Raw genomic sequence first — 14,757 nt, 5'->3', positions numbered from 1 at the left:
CAGCGCGAGCTGCTCCAGGACCTCGGGCGCGAGCCGACCCCGGAGGAGCTGGCCAAGGAGATGGACATCACCCCGGACAAGGTGCTGGAGATCCAGCAGTACGCCCGGGAGCCCATCAGCCTCGACCAGACCATCGGCGACGAGGGCGACAGCCAGCTCGGTGACTTCATCGAGGACTCCGAGGCCGTGGTCGCCGTCGACGCCGTGAGCTTCACGCTCATGCAGGACCAGCTGACCAGCGTCCTGCAGACGCTGTCGGAGCGGGAGGCCGGCGTCGTCCGGCTGCGGTTCGGCCTCACCGACGGCCAGCCGCGCACCCTCGACGAGATCGGCCAGGTCTACGGCGTGACCCGCGAGCGGATCCGGCAGATCGAGTCCAAGACGATGTCGAAGCTGCGCCACCCGAGCCGGTCGCAGGTGCTGCGCGACTACCTCGACTAGGTCCGGGCGCGACGACGGAGGCCCCCCGAGCGGAGACGCTCGGGGGGCCTCCGTCGTCCCGGGCCCCTAGGCGACGGGGTGCTGGGCCGTGGTGATGCCCTCGTCCTGCGCCCGCCGCGGGGTGGGCGCGGCCGGCGGCCTGCCGGTGTCGGTCTGCTGGATGGTGTCGATGGTCTCCATGCCCTTGGTGAACTCGACGTTCTCGTTGTCCATCAGGGCGCGGGGGTTGAAGTCCGGACTGGCCAGCACGCCGTGGACCCGGCGCCGCTGCATCCCGAAGTTGCCACCGTCGTAGATCGGGAAGATGGCGGCCTCCCGCAGGTACTTCTCGAACGCGTGCTTCTTGTCCGCGCTGTTGACCCCGACCACCTGCATGCACTTGTAGACGCTGTCCAGGAGCGTCTCGGTGCAGTAGGTCTTGTTCAGCGCCCCGATCAGTTCGCCGTGGTAGTCGTGCTCGTCGATGTAGTGCGCCGCCTTCCAGCAGAAGTAGCGACAGGCCTCGATGCGCGCGGCGACGTCGCCCAGCACGTAGCCCACGTTCTGGAACTGGATCATCGGGTGCGGGCTGCCGGCGGTGTAGGTCTTGGCCCACGTCAGGGCGGCCTCGTACGCGGCGCGGGCGACGCCGACGGCCGCGATCCCGGCGACCGGCCCGGACCAGGCGAAGTTGCGGTTGATGAGCAGGTCGCCGTTCCCGAGCGTCCCCTGCACGAGGTTGTCGGCCGGCACCCGGGCGTCCTCGAAGACGATCTCCGCGTTGGGCGTGAGGCGGTGCCCGAAGGTGTCGATGAGGGAGTAGGTCACGCCGGGGGTCCCGCGCTCGACCAGGATCGCCGACAGGCCCTCCGTGCCCCCCTTGTCCGGGTCCGTGCGGACGACGACCAGGTTGACGTTCGCACCCTCGCCGTCCCACCCCGCCACGTTGCAGGGCCAGTACTTGCGCCCGTTGAGCACGTAGGAGTCGCCGTCCCGGCGGGCGGTCACCCCGATGCCCACGGGATGGGGCAGCGGCGTGTCGAAGTTCGCGGTGCCGCCGGGTGTCCCCGGGGGCTCGCTGGCGGCGTAGCCGGCGATGAACTCCCCCGACGGGTCCGAGGTGGCGGCCCCGATGACCCGCCGCTTCTGCTCCTCGGTCCCCCAGTACCAGACCGGCATCAGCGCCAGACCGTTGACCAGCACCGTGCAGGCGAACCCGGGGTCGACGGCGCACAACTCCTCCGCGACCAGGATGAGCTCCACGTTGGTCAACCCGCCCCCGCCGTACTCCTTCGGCAACATCCCGAAGGCGATGCCCCGCTTGTAGGCCTCGACGTAGGCCGGCTTGGTCATCTGGAAGGCCTTCAGAGGGTCCGGTTCCCGGTCCGCGTCGCGGACGATCGGCGCCAGCACGTTCTCCGCGAAGTCGCGGGCCGCCAGCTGGACCTTCTTCTGGTCCCCACTGGGCGTGAAGTTGATGCCGCTCGACGGCGCGAAGTCGATGGACATGCCGACCCTCCTCACGAGACGGGACTCCGGTCGGCCGTGAGGGCGGACCGGTGACACGGGGCCGGTACGGGTTACGGACCGTGTCGTTCATCACACTCTCGGGCCGAGGCGTCCACCGAGTAGGGACCAACGCCTCCACCTGGCGCCGACGGTCCTGGCGGGTCGTTCCAGGCGTGTTGCGCCCGGCGGCCGCCGGTGACGGCCACGTCTCGGGACGGTCACGATCTCACCCCGATGAGCCGGTGGGGCGGTGTGAGCCGTCGCTGTCCGGGTAAGCGGCGTAGCGTGAGGGACGTCAAGACAGCAGCGGACCCACCAAGCCGGACGACGACCGGCGCACGGAACTGACGACTACGAGCACCACGACGACAGACCTGCACCACCCAGTGACGTCCCTGCTGACCCGCCCCATCCGCTTCGACCCCGGACACACCGCCCTCGGCGCGTCCGACCGTTGGATCGGCAGGATCGGGAACAGAGGGGGTCATCCTGGCGCTGTGCAGGAGGCCGATCCGCAGCCGCGGGTCCGTGCGGTAGAGAGCGAGTGATGACCCAGATGACCCAGACGCTGACGACGACCCCGCCCGCCGACGACCTGGTCGTCCCCTTCCACTGTGACCGCTGTGGTGCGCTGGCCAAGGTGCGCGTCGTCCTCGCCAGCGGCAGCGACCTCGTGTTCTGCGGGCACCACGCCCGTGAGTACGAGGGCAAGCTGCGCGACATCGCCGTCGACATCATCGACACCGACGGCGAGCAGCGCATCACCTCCTGACCGAAGGGTTATCGTCGCCGACAGCGATGAACCCCTCACCCGACGCCGCCGCCGGCGTCCCGGATCCGCCTGAGGCGGACGGGGCGCCGGCGGCTCCGTCGTTCCCGGGATCCCCCGGTCGACGGCGACCCGGAGATCCCCCGATGCCACAGTCCCCCACCCCGCAGGACGAGACCGCCCGGATCGAACCCGAGGTCTTCTCCGACGACACCCGCCCGGTGCCGCGCGACCGCGGCCCCGTGGGCCCGGAGACCGCCACCCGTCCTCCGGCCGCCGGTCCCGCCCCGGCCACCGACACCCCCGCCGTCGCACCGGCCGCCGCTGCGGTGCCCGTCGAGGACGGCGAGACCCAGGACATCCGCTTCGCCCCCGGCGAGGCCCCCGGGCAGCTCCCGCCCCCGGCCGCGGCCGACGAGGCCGCGGCGACCGGCGTCCTGCCCTCCACCGCGGAGTCCCCCGCCGGCGCCGCGGACGACCTGCGGGACGCCGCGACCACGGAGAGCGCCGCGGACGACCTGCGGGACGCCGCGACCACGGAGAGCGCCGCGGACGACCCGCGGGACGCCGCGACCACGGGGAGCGCCGCGGCCGACGGCCCCGGCGACGGGAGCGAGCCGCCGGCCGGCGACGCCGCACCGCGCCGGCCGTGGTGGCGCCGTCCGGCCGTGGTCACCCCCGTCGCCGCCGTGGGGCTCCTCGCGGCCGCCTACGGCATCGACGTCGCCGTCTCCGGCGGCGACGTGCCCCGCAACACGGTGGTCGCAGGCGTGGACATCGGCGGGCTCTCCACCGCCGCCGCCGGTGAGCGGCTCGAGGCCGAGCTCGCCCCGCGGGTGACCGCCGACCACGTGGTCGTGGCCGACGACGTGGAGGCGACCCTCTCCCCCGCCACCGCGGGCATCACCCTGGACGTCGACGGCACCGTGGACGCCGCGGGCGACCAGCCGCTGAACCCCTGGACGCGGCTCGTGTCGCTGTTCGGCGAGCGTGCGGTCGCGCCGGTGATGACCGGCGAGGAGACCGCGCTGGCCGCGCAGATCGACGCGATCGCCGAGCAGGTCGACCGCGCACCGGTCGACGCCACCATCGCGATCGAGGGGACGACCCCCCGCGTCGTCGACCCGCAGGACGGCCGCACGCTGGACCGCGAGGGCGCCGCGGCGGCGGTGACCGACTTCCTGGCCGCGGGCGGCGACCCGAGCACCCCGATCGAGCTGCCGGTCGACGTCACCGAGGTCACCGTGGACGCCGCCGAGGCCCAGCGGGTGCTCGACGCGACCGTCACCCCGGGCCTGGCCGCGCCGGTCACCGTCGGCAGCTCGGACGGCGCGACGTCGGTCGAGATCCCGCCGACCGCGATCGCCGCCTCGCTCACCTTCACGCCGCAGGACAGCGGCGAGCTCGCCGTCGCCGTCGACCCCGCCCGACTCCAGGAGGCGATGGGCGACGACTTCGCCGAGTTCGGCACGCCCGCCGAGGACGCCCGGTTCGAGCTGTCCGGCGGTGCGGTGACCGTCGTCCCCTCGGTGGACGGCACGGGGGTCGACCCCGCCGCGCTCTCCGGGCAGCTGCTCGAGGTGCTCCCGCAGCCCGCGCCGCGCACCGTGACCGCGCAGCTCGGCCCGGTCGAGGCCGAGTTCAGCACCGCCGACGCCGAGGCGCTGGGCATCCGCGAGGAGATCAGCACCTTCACCACGAACTTCACCAGCGCGGCCAGTGGCACGAACATCCGCGTGGGCGCCGCGGAGATCGACGGCGCCATCGTCCGGCCGGGTGAGACGTTCAGCCTCAACGGCCACACCGGCCCGCGCGGCACCGCCCAGGGCTACGTCGAGGCCGGCGTCATCAACAACGGCGAGTTCACGACCGCCGTCGGCGGCGGCATGAGCCAGGTCGCCACGACGCTGTTCAACGCCGTCTTCTTCGCCGGGCTCGAGGACGTCTACCACAAGCCGCACAGCTACTACATCAGCCGCTACCCGGCCGGCCGCGAGGCGACGGTCTACTACGACTCGATCGACCTGAAGTTCCGCAACGACGCCGACACCGGCGTCTACATCGACACCCAGTGGACGCCGAGCTCGCTGACGGTCACCTTCTACGGGACCAAGCGCTACGACATCGAGTCGATCAGCAGCAACCGGTTCAACCAGCGCCAGCCGGTGGTGCAGGAGAAGCCCGACGACGGCAGCTGCAGCCCCCAGGGCGGCTCGACCGGCTTCGACATCACCGTCACCCGCGTGTTCAAGGACCCGCAGAGCGGCGCGGAGATCCGCCGCGAGGACTTCCGCACCCGGTACGCCGCCGAGCCGGTGATCCGCTGCGTCCCCACCGCCCCGGCCTCCGACGCCCCCGCCCCCGAGGGCACCGCGCCGGCGTCCGCGCCGGCCCCGGGCGGCCGCCGCCCTCCCCGGCGGACGGCGGCCTGACCGCTCGCCCGATCGGGCGGGGAACCGCGCCGACCGGCCGCACCCGGACCCCCGCCGGAGCCCTGACGTGCACACTGGGCCGGTGAGCACCGTCCTGCCCGGGGGGTCACCGGCCCCCGCGGGGAGCGGCCCGGACGGTTCCGCCGGTGCTCCCGGCGTCGCGGCGCCGGTCCTCCCCTCGACGGCGCTCCCCCGGCGGGAACGGCTGGCCCGGTGGCCGGCGCCGGTCCGGGTGCCGCTGCAGGTGCTCGGCCGCACCATCGCCAAGGCCTGGCAGGACCGCATCCTGGGTCTGTCGGCGGAGGCCGCGTTCTGGCAGATCCTCTCGGTCCCGCCCCTGCTCATCGGGCTGCTGGGCTCGCTGGGTTACCTCGGCAGCTTCATCGGTCAGCGGTCCGTGGCGCAGATCGAGGACCAACTGCTCACCGCCTCCGCCGAGGTGCTCACCCCCGACGTCGTCGACTCCCTGGTGCGGCCCACCCTGGCCGACATCCTCGGCTCCGGCCGGCTGGACCTGGTGAGCGTCGGCTTCGTGCTGTCGCTGTGGGCCGGCTCCTCGGCGACCGCGACGTTCATGAACACGATCGTGATCGCCTACGACCAGCGGGACGTGCGGGGCCCGATCCGCACCCGGCTCAAGGCCCTGTGGCTGTTCGTCGTCGGCATGGTGATGGCGGTGCTCACCCTGCCGCTGCTGGTGCTGGGCCGCGCGGTGCTGGTGTCGCTGCTGCCCCTGGACTGGCGTGGGACGGCGACCGTGCTGGTCAACGCCGTCTACTGGCCGGTGGTGCTGGTCGGCCTGGTCCTGGCGCTGACCAGCTTCTACCACGTCGTCCTGCCCCGCCGGCTGCCGTGGCGGCGGCACCTGCCGGGGACCCTGCTGGCGGTCGCGTTCTTCCTCGTGGCCGCGCTGCTGCTGCGGGCCTACGTGGCCGACATCCTCACCGCGACGCTGCCCTACGGCGCGCTGGCCACGCCGATCGCGGCGCTGCTGTTCTGCTTCCTCTTCGGCATGGCGGTGCTGCTGGGCGCCGAGCTCAACGCCACCGTCCAGGCCCGCTGGCCGGCGCCGCTGCGCCGGCACCAGAAGCGCCGCCAGGAGCGCCGGGCCGCCAAGCTCGAGCGCGCCCGGCGCCTGGACCTGTTGTGACTCAGTCCTTGCGGAGCTGCTCGTAGATCTCCTTGCAGGCCGGGCACACCGGGCTGCCGGGCTTCGGGCTCTTCGTCACCGGGAAGACCTCGCCGCACAGGGCCTCGACCATCGTGCCCATGACCGCGCTCTCGGCGATCTTGTTCTTGCGGACGTAGTGGAAGACCTCGTTGGCGTTGCCGGTGTCGCCCTCGCGGACGTCGGGCTTCTCGAGGAGGTCGGTGTTGCTCACGCGGTGCTCCCTCAGGTCACGGGACGGCTGACGGGGCGTCCCCGGGCCGCCGGGTGGCGGGACCGGTTCGACCGCCCTGCCCACCATGATGTCAGGGTGCCCGCCGCCGCCCCGCCGTCCGCCGTCCCGCCGTCGACCGTCTCCCCCGAGGTGGCCGAGGCGCTCGCCGCCGGCCGGCCGGTCGTCGCGCTGGAGAGCACGCTGCTGGCCCACGGGCTGCCCCGGCCGGACAACCGGGCCGCCGCCGACGAGGTGGAGGCCGCCGTCCGCGCCGGTGGTGCGGTGCCCGCGACGATCGCCGTCCTCGACGGTGTGCCGCACGTGGGGCTGACGGCCGACCAGGTGGACCGCGTCTGCGCCGACGCCGACCTCGCCAAGCTGGGCGTCCGGGACCTGCCGGTCGCCGCGGCGCTGCGCCGGAGTGGTGCGACCACCGTGTCCAGCACCGCGCTGCTGGCCGCCCGGGCCGGGATCGGGGTGTTCGCCACCGGCGGCCTCGGCGGGGTGCACCGGCAGTCCACCGACACCTTCGACGAGTCCGCCGACCTCGTGGCCCTGGCCCGCACCTCCCTGGTCGTGGTCTGCGCCGGGGTGAAGTCGATCCTCGACGTCCCGGCCACGCTGGAACGGCTGGAGTCGCTGTCGGTCACCGTCGTCGGCTACCGGACGACGACCTTCCCCGGCTTCTACGTCGCCGACTCCGGCTCGACGGTCGACTGGTCCGTGGACGACGCCGAGCAGGCCGCCGCGGTGTTCGCCGCCCGCCGGGAGCTCGCGCCGGGCGCGGTGGTCGTCGCCAACCCGCTGCCGGCCGGCGAGCAGCTCGACCCCGACCTGCACGACCGGGTCATCAAGGACGCGCTGGCCGCGGCGGAGGAGGCCGGCGTGCGCGGCAAGGCCGTCACCCCGTTCGTCCTCGACCACCTGCACCGGGCCAGCGCGGGCGCCACCCTCGCGGTCAACGTGCGCCTGGTGCTGCGCAACGCGGAGCTGGCCGGCCGGATCGCCGCCGCCCTCGCCGCGCTCCCCCGCTGAGGCCGGCGTGCTCCCGGTCGTCGTCGTCGGGGACCTCGCCACCGACGTGGTGGTGGTGCTCGACGGCGAGGCGGCTCCGGCGTCGGACCGCCCGGCGCGCATCACCACCCGTGGCGGCGGCGCCGGGGCCAACGTCGCCGTCCACCTGGCGGCGCTCGGCGTCCCGGTGGTGTTCGCCGGCTGCACCGGTGACGACGCGGCCGGCGCCGGGCTGGTCGCGGACCTCGTCGCCGCGGGGGTGACTGCGGCCGTGCGGTCGGTGCCGGACGCCGCGACCGGCACGGTCGTCAGCCTGGTGGAGCCGGACGGGCAGCGCAGCATGCTGGCCGACCGCGGCGCCAACCTGGCCCTGCAGCCCGGCGACGTCCCACCGTTGCGGGCCGGCGGGCACCTGCACCTGTCCGGCTACACGCTGCTCGACCCGCGCCCCCGGGCCGCCGGACTCGCCGCCCTGGCCGCGGCGGCCGCCGCCGGCTGCACCGTGTCGCTCGACCCGGCCTCGACCGGCCCGCTCGCCCGGTACGGCGTGGACCGGTGGCTGGCCGACACCGCGGCGGCCACGCTGGTGCTGCCGAACGAGGAGGAGGCGCGGCTGCTCACCGGGTGCCGGGACGCCGCCGGCGCGGCCCGCGCCCTCGCCGCCCGGCACCGGGTCGCGGTGGTGACGCTGGGCGCCGAGGGCGCGCTGTGGGCCTCCGGCGACACGCTCGTGCACCGCCCGGCGCACCCGGGGCCGGTCGTGGACACCACCGGCGCGGGCGACGCGTTCGCGGCGGGGCTGCTGTCGGTCTGGCTGGCCGATCCGGCCGGCGATCCCGCGCGGGCGCTGGCGGCGGGTCTGGCGCGGGCGGCGGCGGTCGTCGCCGGACCAGGAGCGCGCTGAGGCCCCCGGCAGGGGCCCGCGGCCCCTGCCGGGGGCTCGCAGCGAGCCTGCGAGCGGTGGGGAGGACGGGGTCCTCCCCCGGTGGGGAGCAGGCTTCAGTGCTCGATGACCCGGCCGGGGCGGTCGGGGTTCTCCAGGATCCGGTCGGGCCGGGGTGCGGTGTAGCGGTTGACGTCGAGCTTCTTCTTCGGCGGCTCGTCGTTGGCCATCATGACCGCGATCCACGGGAGGACGGTGCCCAGGAGCGCGAAGATCAGCGCCAGCCACAGCGTCTGGTAGAAGACCGCGGCCAGGATCAGGGCGACCGCGCGGACGGCCATCGTCAGCACGTAGCGCTTCTTCCGCGCCGCGTGCAGCTCGGCACGGCTGGGCTGGGCCTCGGTGATGAGGACCGGTTGCGACCGGTGGGGACGCGCGGGCTGCTGGCTCGAGGCCACGGATGTCCTTCCCTCTGCCGACCGCGGGCAGCGGCCCTCGGCAGAATCCTTCCCGGGCCACGGCGCCCGGCGTCCCGACGGCGACGGGTCCCCTGCACAGCCCGGGTGCGCCGCCCATCGTGCCACCGGATCGGGGCGGGTGCAGACGCCCCGGCGCGCCGGTTCTCAGCCGTTCGCGGCGGCCTTCGCGGCCTGCTTCTGCGCCTGCTTGAACGCCCGCACCTCGGCCAGGGACTCGGGGCCGGTGATGTCGGCGACCGACCGGCGGGAGCCCTCCTCGCCGTACTCGCCCGCGGCCTCCCGCCAGTCCGGCGGGGTGACGCCGTACTGCTTGCCCAGCAGCGCGACGAAGATCTTCGCCTTCTGCGCGCCGAACCCGGGCAGCCGGCCGACCCGCTCGAGCAGGGTGGCGCCGTCGGGGGCGTCGGCCCACAGCGCCTCGGCGCGGCCGTCGTAGCGCTCGACGACCAGCCGGCAGACCGCCTGGGCGCGGCCGGCCATCGACCCCGGGTACCGGTGGATCGCCGGTGGGCCCTGGAACCAGGCGGTCATCTGCTCGGGGTCGGCGTCGGCGATCTCCGCGGCGGAGAGGGTCGCGACGCCCATCCGCTCGGCCAGCAGCCGCGGGCCGGAGAAGGCGCGCTCCATCGGGAACTGCTGGTCGAACAGCATGCCGAGCAGCAGCGCGAGCGGGTCCCGGCCGAGCAGGTCGTCGGCGGCGGCGTCCTGGGTGATGCGGATGATCGGCACCGGGAGATCCTGCCGCACCCTGCGTCGAGAGGTTCCGGGAGCAGCACCGTCGTCAGTCGCGCCACCGTGTCGATCGAGCTGCGGGTGATCTGCATCGTCGTCCTCGTCGTCCGGTCAGGGGCGCAGCAGGGCCTTGATGGCACGGCGCTCGTCCATCGCCCGGTAGCCCTCGGCGGCCTGGTCGAGGGGCAGTTCCAGGTCGAAGACCTTGCCCGGGTCGATGGTCCGGTCGCAGATCAGGCTGATCAGGTCGGGCAGGAAGCGGCGCACCGGCGCGGGGCCGCCGTGCAGGTGGACGCCGGAGAAGAACAGCTCCTCGCCGGGCAGGGAGACGTCGTGGGAGACCCCGACGTAGCCGACGTGCCCGCCGGGGCGGGTGGCACGGATGGCCTGCATCATCGACTCCTGGGTGCCGACGGCCTCGATCACCGAGTGCGCGCCGAGCCCGTGGGTCAGGTCCTTGATGCGCGCGACGCCCTCGTCGCCGCGCTCGGTCACGACGTCGGTGGCACCGAACTGGCGGGCCAGCTCCTGGCGGTCCGCGTGCCGGCTGAAGACGATGACGCGCTCGGCGCCGAGCTGCCGGGACGCCAGGACGCCGAGCAGGCCGACCGCGCCGTCGCCGACGACGGCGACGGTCCTGCCGGGCCCGACCTCGGCGGCGACCGCGGCGAACCAGCCGGTGCCGAGCACGTCGGAGGCGGCGAGCAGGCTCGGGACCAGGTCGTCGTCGGGCATCCCGGGGGTGGCGACGAGGGTGCCGTCGGCCAGCGGGACCCGGGTGTACTCGGCCTGCCCGCCGGTGGCGGCGCCGGGCTGCCGGTTGACGCAGTGGGTCTGGTAGCCGGTCCGGCAGATCTCGCAGGTGTTGTCGGAGGCGAAGAACGAGCCGACGACGAACTGGCCGGGCCGCACGGTGGTGACCTCGCTGCCGACCTCCTCGACGACGCCGACGTACTCGTGGCCCATCGGGGACGGGCCGTTCACCGGCTCAACGCCGCGGTAGGGCCACAGGTCCGAGCCGCACACGCAGGTCGCGGCCAGCCGGATGATGGCGTCGGTCGGCTGCTCGATGGTCGGGTCCGGGCGGTCCTCGACGCGGACGTCGCCGGGGGCGTGCAGGACGGCTCCTCGCAAGGCGGTGCTCCTTCGGGTGTGGTCGGGCTGTCCGCTCCAGGGAACGCCCCCGGGGCGCGGGCGCGGGGAGTCGGGTCTGTGGGGGTAGCGGCTCCACCCCTTTCGCCCCGCGTGGCCGTCGTAGCGTCGATCGCGTGGACAACCGCTCCGACATCCGCGACTTCCTCGCCAGCCGCCGCGCCCGGATCACCCCGGAGCAGGCCGGCCTGCTGCCCGGCGGGGGCCGGCGGCGGATGCCCGGGCTGCGCCGCGAGGAGGTCGCCGTGCTGGCCGGGGTGAGCACCGGCTGGTACGAGCGGCTGGAGAAGGGACACATCGCCGGGGTCTCGGAGGACGTCCTGGAGGCCGTCGCGCGGGCGCTCCAGCTGGACGAGGCCGAGCGTCTGCACCTGTTCAACCTGGCCCGCGCCGCCAAGCCGACCCGGACCCCACCGCGCCGCGGCCGGGCGCGGATCCAGCCGCGCGTGCAGTGGATGCTGGACTCGATGACCGGGTCCGCCGCCTTCGTCGCCAACGGCCGGCTGGACGTCCTCGCGACCAACACCCTGGGGTGGGCGCTGCACTCGCCGGTGTTCGACGACCCGAGGCGGCCGGCGAACTTCGCGCGCTTCCAGTTCCTCGACCCGCGGGCGCGCGACTACCACCAGGACTGGGCGAGCGCGGGGAACACCACCGTCGCGCTGCTGCGCACCGAGGCCGGCCGCGACCCCCACGACAGGGACCTGCGCGAGCTGGTCGGGGAGCTGTCCACGGTCAGCGAGGAGTTCCGCAGCCGCTGGGCCGCACACGACGTGCGCATCCACCACGCCGGGGCCAAGCAGTTCCGCCACCCCGCCGTCGGCCACCTCGAGCTGCTCTACCACACCCCGGACCTGCCCAGCCCGGACCACGGGAAGCTGGCGCTGACCGTCTACACCGCCGAACCCGGCAGCCCGTCCGAGGACGGCCTCACGCTCCTGGCCAGCTGGGCGGCCACCCACAGGGCCCCGGCCGCCCCCGCGACCGACACCACCTGACCGGGTCCGGACGCCCCGGCGGTGCACCGTCCGCGCACGTGCCCGTGTCGCCCGGCCAGTGGGCCAGCCGGCCGCTGCGGTGGACGGCGAGGATGCGGCGCTCGGTGTCGGAGCGCCGGGTGGGCTGGACGTCGGCACCCCGGAGCCGGCGAGGGCCGACGGCGTGCCGCTGGAGATCCGCGACCGCACCCACTGATCGAGCCCCGACCCGGGCGCCGGTCAGGCCTCGGGCCCGCCGACGGTCCGCCGGAACTCCCGGTGCACGATGTCGTAGCACTCGCAGGCGGCCTCGTGCAGGCGCTCGGCGTCGAGCACGGTGATCCGCCCGCGGGTGTAGCGGATCAGCCCGGCCTGCTGCAGCACGCCGGCGGTCAACGAGACGGTGCCCCGGCGCACCCCGAGCATCTGGGCCAGGAACTCCTGGGTGAGGAGGAACTCGTCGGCGCCCACGCGGTCGCGGGTCTGCAGCAGCCAGCGGGCGCAGCGCTCCTCGGTGGTGTGCAGCCGGTTGCAGGCGACGCTCTGTGCGAGTTGCACCATCGTCGCCTGGGTGTAGCGGTGCAGCAGGTCGTGCAGGGCTCCGTCGGAGGCCAGGAACCGGCGCATCTCGCCCGTGGGGAGGCGCACGGCGCTGCCGGCGACCTGGCAGAAGCAGTCGTTGGGGCTCTCCGCGGTGCCGAGGAAGGCCGGCAGGCCGGCCATGCCCTCGTAGCCGATGGTGGCCACCTCGATGGCCGCCTCGCCGTCGGTGGTGGCGAGCAGGGAGAAGACGGCGTCGACCGGGAAGTACACGTGCTCGATGGGCTTGCCGCGGTCGAACACCGGGTCGCGGACGTCGAGGGACACCGGCTCCAGCAGCGCCAGCAGGCGGTCGTACTCCCCCGCCGGCAGCGCCTGGAGCAACAGGTTGCGCTGGGGGTCCGGCTCGAGGCCGGTCGGGTCGGACATCGGGCACCTCTCGCCTCGTGGCTGTTCCGACGGCTCCGGGCGGCGCCTCCCGGCTACCCCCGTGGGGGTGGGGTCATGCCGGGACCGGCGGCGACCCGTAGCGGGCCCAGGGCGGTACCGGGACGGCGAGCATGTCGGCGCCACCTGGCGCCATCGTGTACGCCACCAGCGCCGGCGCGATCAACCGCAGCGGCAGCGCGTGCTCCACACACCCGGTGGCCAGCGCAGCGCTGGGCATGCCGGGCGCCACGGCGTCGGCCGGGTCCTGCACCAGCACCCGGCCGCCGGCCCGCTTGACCGCACGGACGCCGGCGGCACCGTCGGACAGCCGCCCGGTCAGCACCACCGCCAGCACGCGCGGCCCGAAGGCGCCGGCCGCCGCGGCGAGCAGCCCGTCGGCGCTGCCCAGCGCGGGACTGGGCAGCAGCGACAGCCGGCCGGCCTGGTCCAGTTCCGCGGTCGTGGCGGGAGGCAGCACGGTCACCCCACGCTGCAGGACTCCGGGGGTCGCCGTCCGGACGGGCAGGGCGGCCCGTGCCCCCAGCAGACCACTGAGCACGTCGGGTGCGGCCCCGGAGCGGTGCTGCACCACCACGACCGGCGTCGGGAAGGAGGCCGGCAGGCCGGAGACGACCACGCCGAGTGCCTTGACCCCTCCCATGGAGCCGACCAGGACCACGACGTCGAAGGGTCCCGCCGGAGCCGGCAGCTCGCTGGCCGTCACGAGACCAGGGTAGCCCTTGTGTCAGCCACCTGACACAAGGCGCGCGGCGCGACCTCCATCCGCACACGAGGGCGCGCCGGTGAGCGACGCGGGACTTGCACCGCCGTCGCCCGTGCGCTGTGGTGAGCACGGATCGCGGTGCTCCGGGCGCAGGCCCGGACCGCGGCCCTCCACCTCCGGCCTGTCCGCGGCGGAGAGCGAGACCTGCCCGGTGGTCCAGCCACGCGCCGCCGGGGCCCCGCCGGCAGAGCGGACACGCGCACCATGACGGTCGAGTTGGAGCAGAGGACACGACCCGCGGCCACCTGGCACGCGGAGCACGACGTGCAGGGCTGGGCCCGGGTGCGGCGCGAGATGGCGCGCGCGCAGCGCCAGCAGGCGGAGCAGATGCGCGCCCGTGCCGCGGGCTGGCGCCTCGCCGCCGGGGCGCGCCATCCGGTGGTGAGCGATCCGACGGAACTGCACCGCAGGGTGACCGAGGCCGAGAGCCGGGTCGCACACCTGCAGATCGCGCTGACCAGCAACCGGCGCATCGGCATGGCCATCGGCATCCTCATGGCGCGCCACCGGCTGACCGAGGACCAGGCGTTCGACCTGCTGCGGAAGCAGAGCAGCCGACGGAACGTCAAGCTCGTTCGGCTCGCCGAGGAGGTCGTCTACACCGGCTCCCTCGAGGTCCCGTCCCCGTCATCGGCCACGCCGCCGGTCACGCGCAGTCCGGACCGCCCGGCCGCAGCGCGTCAGCGGCCCAGGACCGCCGGCGGCTGATCCCGCGCGGGCTCGACGCCCTCGCCGGTGAGGCGCGCCCGCACGGTCCGGGCGCGTTCCCGCGCCGTGCCGGCGAGGCGGCGCTCGGCCTCCGCCCGCTCCCGGAGCACCCCTGTCCGCGCCCCGCTCGCCTGCCGTGCGGCGGCCCGCTCGAGTACGTCCGCGACTCCCTCGTGCAGGACGGCGGCTCGCTCGTGCAGTGCGATGGCGTCGCGCTCCCGCGCCACCGCCCGGTCGAACGCGCGACGGCTCCGCTCCGCACCGACGCCGGGCGCGCCCATCCGCACAGTCTGTCCGCGCCGCACCCGGCGGGACAGGGCCGGGCAGCCCCGCACGGCCGGGCGGTCACGGGGAGACTCGACCGGTGCGCGCGGGTGGTGAGCAGGGCGGGTCTCCGTAGCCCCGAGGAGATCGCCTAGGTGTAGTGCCCAGCACGGTTGCTGACGGCGACCCGGGTGATCGGGGGTTGTCCGCCGAGTGCGGTGTGGCTGCGGTGATGGTTGTAGGTGTGCAGCCAGTCGGGCAAGGCTGCGGCTCGCTCGGCTGA

Annotated in this window: 17 protein-coding genes; 8 read left to right on the top strand and 9 right to left on the bottom strand. The window is 74.7% G+C overall.

Going from position 1 to position 14,757, the window contains the following annotated elements:
* A partial coding sequence (locus ACI78Q_RS23210; protein WP_456925837.1) for a sigma-70 domain-containing protein occupies positions 1–441 on the top strand: 441 nt, incomplete at its 5' end.
* A 66-nt stretch (positions 442–507) separates the two neighbouring features.
* On the opposite strand, the gene ACI78Q_RS23205 is transcribed toward ACI78Q_RS23210, so the two are convergent.
* Positions 508–1,929: an acyl-CoA dehydrogenase family protein gene (locus tag ACI78Q_RS23205; protein ID WP_456925836.1), complete on the bottom strand. Its 1,422-nt coding sequence runs from the start codon at positions 1,927–1,929 to the stop codon at positions 508–510.
* 547 nt (positions 1,930–2,476) lie between these two features.
* Between ACI78Q_RS23205 and ACI78Q_RS23200 the strand changes: the two genes are divergently transcribed.
* The 3 genes from ACI78Q_RS23200 to ACI78Q_RS23190 all read left to right on the top strand — a co-directional run bounded on the left by ACI78Q_RS23200 (position 2,477) and on the right by ACI78Q_RS23190 (position 6,280).
* Entirely contained in the window at positions 2,477–2,701 is a 225-nt protein-coding gene (locus tag ACI78Q_RS23200) for a DUF7455 domain-containing protein (protein ID WP_097206314.1), read from the top strand.
* Between the two features lie 143 nt (positions 2,702–2,844).
* On the top strand, positions 2,845–5,130 hold the full coding sequence (locus tag ACI78Q_RS23195) for a VanW family protein (RefSeq protein WP_456925835.1): 2,286 nt from the start codon (positions 2,845–2,847) through the stop codon (positions 5,128–5,130).
* Positions 5,131–5,212: 82 nt separating this feature from the next.
* Positions 5,213–6,280 carry a YihY/virulence factor BrkB family protein gene (locus tag ACI78Q_RS23190; protein ID WP_456925834.1) on the top strand — a complete coding sequence of 356 codons (1,068 nt, stop codon included), beginning with the start codon at positions 5,213–5,215 and terminating at the stop codon, positions 6,278–6,280.
* Between the two features lies 1 nt (position 6,281).
* Here ACI78Q_RS23190 and ACI78Q_RS23185 read toward each other — a convergent pair whose 3' ends face one another.
* Entirely contained in the window at positions 6,282–6,512 is a 231-nt protein-coding gene (locus ACI78Q_RS23185; protein WP_456925833.1) for a DUF3039 domain-containing protein, read from the bottom strand.
* 96 nt (positions 6,513–6,608) lie between these two features.
* Here ACI78Q_RS23185 and ACI78Q_RS23180 point away from each other — a divergent pair, with 96 nt between their 5' ends.
* Together ACI78Q_RS23180 and ACI78Q_RS23175 are read left to right on the top strand one after the other, a co-directional pair.
* The gene (locus tag ACI78Q_RS23180) at positions 6,609–7,547 is read left to right on the top strand and encodes a pseudouridine-5'-phosphate glycosidase (RefSeq protein WP_456925832.1); all 939 of its coding nucleotides are present in this window, start codon (positions 6,609–6,611) and stop codon (positions 7,545–7,547) included.
* A 7-nt stretch (positions 7,548–7,554) separates the two neighbouring features.
* Positions 7,555–8,430 carry a carbohydrate kinase family protein gene (locus ACI78Q_RS23175; RefSeq protein ID WP_456925831.1) on the top strand — a complete coding sequence of 292 codons (876 nt, stop codon included), beginning with the start codon at positions 7,555–7,557 and terminating at the stop codon, positions 8,428–8,430.
* Positions 8,431–8,525: 95 nt separating this feature from the next.
* Here ACI78Q_RS23175 and ACI78Q_RS23170 read toward each other — a convergent pair whose 3' ends face one another.
* The 3 genes from ACI78Q_RS23170 to ACI78Q_RS23160 form a co-directional block, all read right to left on the bottom strand.
* A complete protein-coding gene (locus ACI78Q_RS23170) occupies positions 8,526–8,867 on the bottom strand; it encodes a DUF3099 domain-containing protein (RefSeq protein ID WP_456925830.1) in 342 nt (113 codons plus the stop codon).
* 165 nt (positions 8,868–9,032) lie between these two features.
* Complete coding sequence (locus tag ACI78Q_RS23165) at positions 9,033–9,617, bottom strand: HhH-GPD-type base excision DNA repair protein (RefSeq protein ID WP_456925829.1); 585 nt, start codon at positions 9,615–9,617, stop codon at positions 9,033–9,035.
* Between the two features lie 114 nt (positions 9,618–9,731).
* On the bottom strand, positions 9,732–10,754 hold the full coding sequence (locus ACI78Q_RS23160) for a zinc-dependent alcohol dehydrogenase family protein (RefSeq protein WP_456925828.1): 1,023 nt from the start codon (positions 10,752–10,754) through the stop codon (positions 9,732–9,734).
* A 134-nt stretch (positions 10,755–10,888) separates the two neighbouring features.
* Between ACI78Q_RS23160 and ACI78Q_RS23155 the strand changes: the two genes are divergently transcribed.
* On the top strand, positions 10,889–11,770 hold the full coding sequence (locus ACI78Q_RS23155) for a helix-turn-helix transcriptional regulator (RefSeq protein WP_456925827.1): 882 nt from the start codon (positions 10,889–10,891) through the stop codon (positions 11,768–11,770).
* 219 nt (positions 11,771–11,989) lie between these two features.
* Here the strand turns inward: ACI78Q_RS23155 and ACI78Q_RS23150 are convergent, their stop codons facing one another.
* Together ACI78Q_RS23150 and ACI78Q_RS23145 are read right to left on the bottom strand one after the other, a co-directional pair.
* A complete protein-coding gene (locus tag ACI78Q_RS23150) occupies positions 11,990–12,718 on the bottom strand; it encodes a Crp/Fnr family transcriptional regulator (protein ID WP_456925826.1) in 729 nt (242 codons plus the stop codon).
* A gap of 73 nt (positions 12,719–12,791) precedes the next feature.
* Positions 12,792–13,442 (bottom strand): chemotaxis protein CheB, encoded by a 651-nt coding sequence (locus ACI78Q_RS23145; protein ID WP_456925825.1) that lies wholly within the window; start codon positions 13,440–13,442, stop codon positions 12,792–12,794.
* 264 nt (positions 13,443–13,706) lie between these two features.
* Here ACI78Q_RS23145 and ACI78Q_RS23140 point away from each other — a divergent pair, with 264 nt between their 5' ends.
* On the top strand, positions 13,707–14,210 hold the full coding sequence (locus ACI78Q_RS23140; protein WP_456925824.1) for an ANTAR domain-containing response regulator: 504 nt from the start codon (positions 13,707–13,709) through the stop codon (positions 14,208–14,210).
* Here the strand turns inward: ACI78Q_RS23140 and ACI78Q_RS23135 are convergent.
* Positions 14,183–14,491: a hypothetical protein gene (locus ACI78Q_RS23135; RefSeq protein WP_456925823.1), complete on the bottom strand. Its 309-nt coding sequence runs from the start codon at positions 14,489–14,491 to the stop codon at positions 14,183–14,185. The genes ACI78Q_RS23140 and ACI78Q_RS23135 overlap by 28 nt on opposite strands.
* A gap of 134 nt (positions 14,492–14,625) precedes the next feature.
* Positions 14,626–14,757 (bottom strand): integrase core domain-containing protein (locus ACI78Q_RS23130; RefSeq protein WP_456925838.1); only part of this gene is annotated, 132 nt, incomplete at its 5' end.

The sequence above is a fragment of the Geodermatophilus sp. SYSU D00705 genome (assembly GCF_054050135.1).
The sequence above is the reverse complement of the archived record's forward strand: the minus strand, read 5'-3'. Positions and strand labels throughout refer to the sequence as shown.

Bases quoted from the DNA above. Each gene is read 5' to 3' on its own strand.
- ACI78Q_RS23205 (WP_456925836.1), bottom strand. From the start codon at position 1,929: ATGTCCATCGACTTCGCGCCGTCGAGCGGCATCAACTTCACGCCCAGT.
- ACI78Q_RS23200 (WP_097206314.1), top strand. From the start codon at position 2,477: ATGACCCAGATGACCCAGACGCTGACGACGACCCCGCCCGCCGACGAC.
- ACI78Q_RS23195 (WP_456925835.1), top strand. From the start codon at position 2,845: ATGCCACAGTCCCCCACCCCGCAGGACGAGACCGCCCGGATCGAACCC.
- ACI78Q_RS23150 (WP_456925826.1), bottom strand. From the start codon at position 12,718: ATGTCCGACCCGACCGGCCTCGAGCCGGACCCCCAGCGCAACCTGTTG.
- ACI78Q_RS23140 (WP_456925824.1), top strand. From the start codon at position 13,707: ATGACGGTCGAGTTGGAGCAGAGGACACGACCCGCGGCCACCTGGCAC.
- ACI78Q_RS23135 (WP_456925823.1), bottom strand. From the start codon at position 14,491: ATGGGCGCGCCCGGCGTCGGTGCGGAGCGGAGCCGTCGCGCGTTCGAC.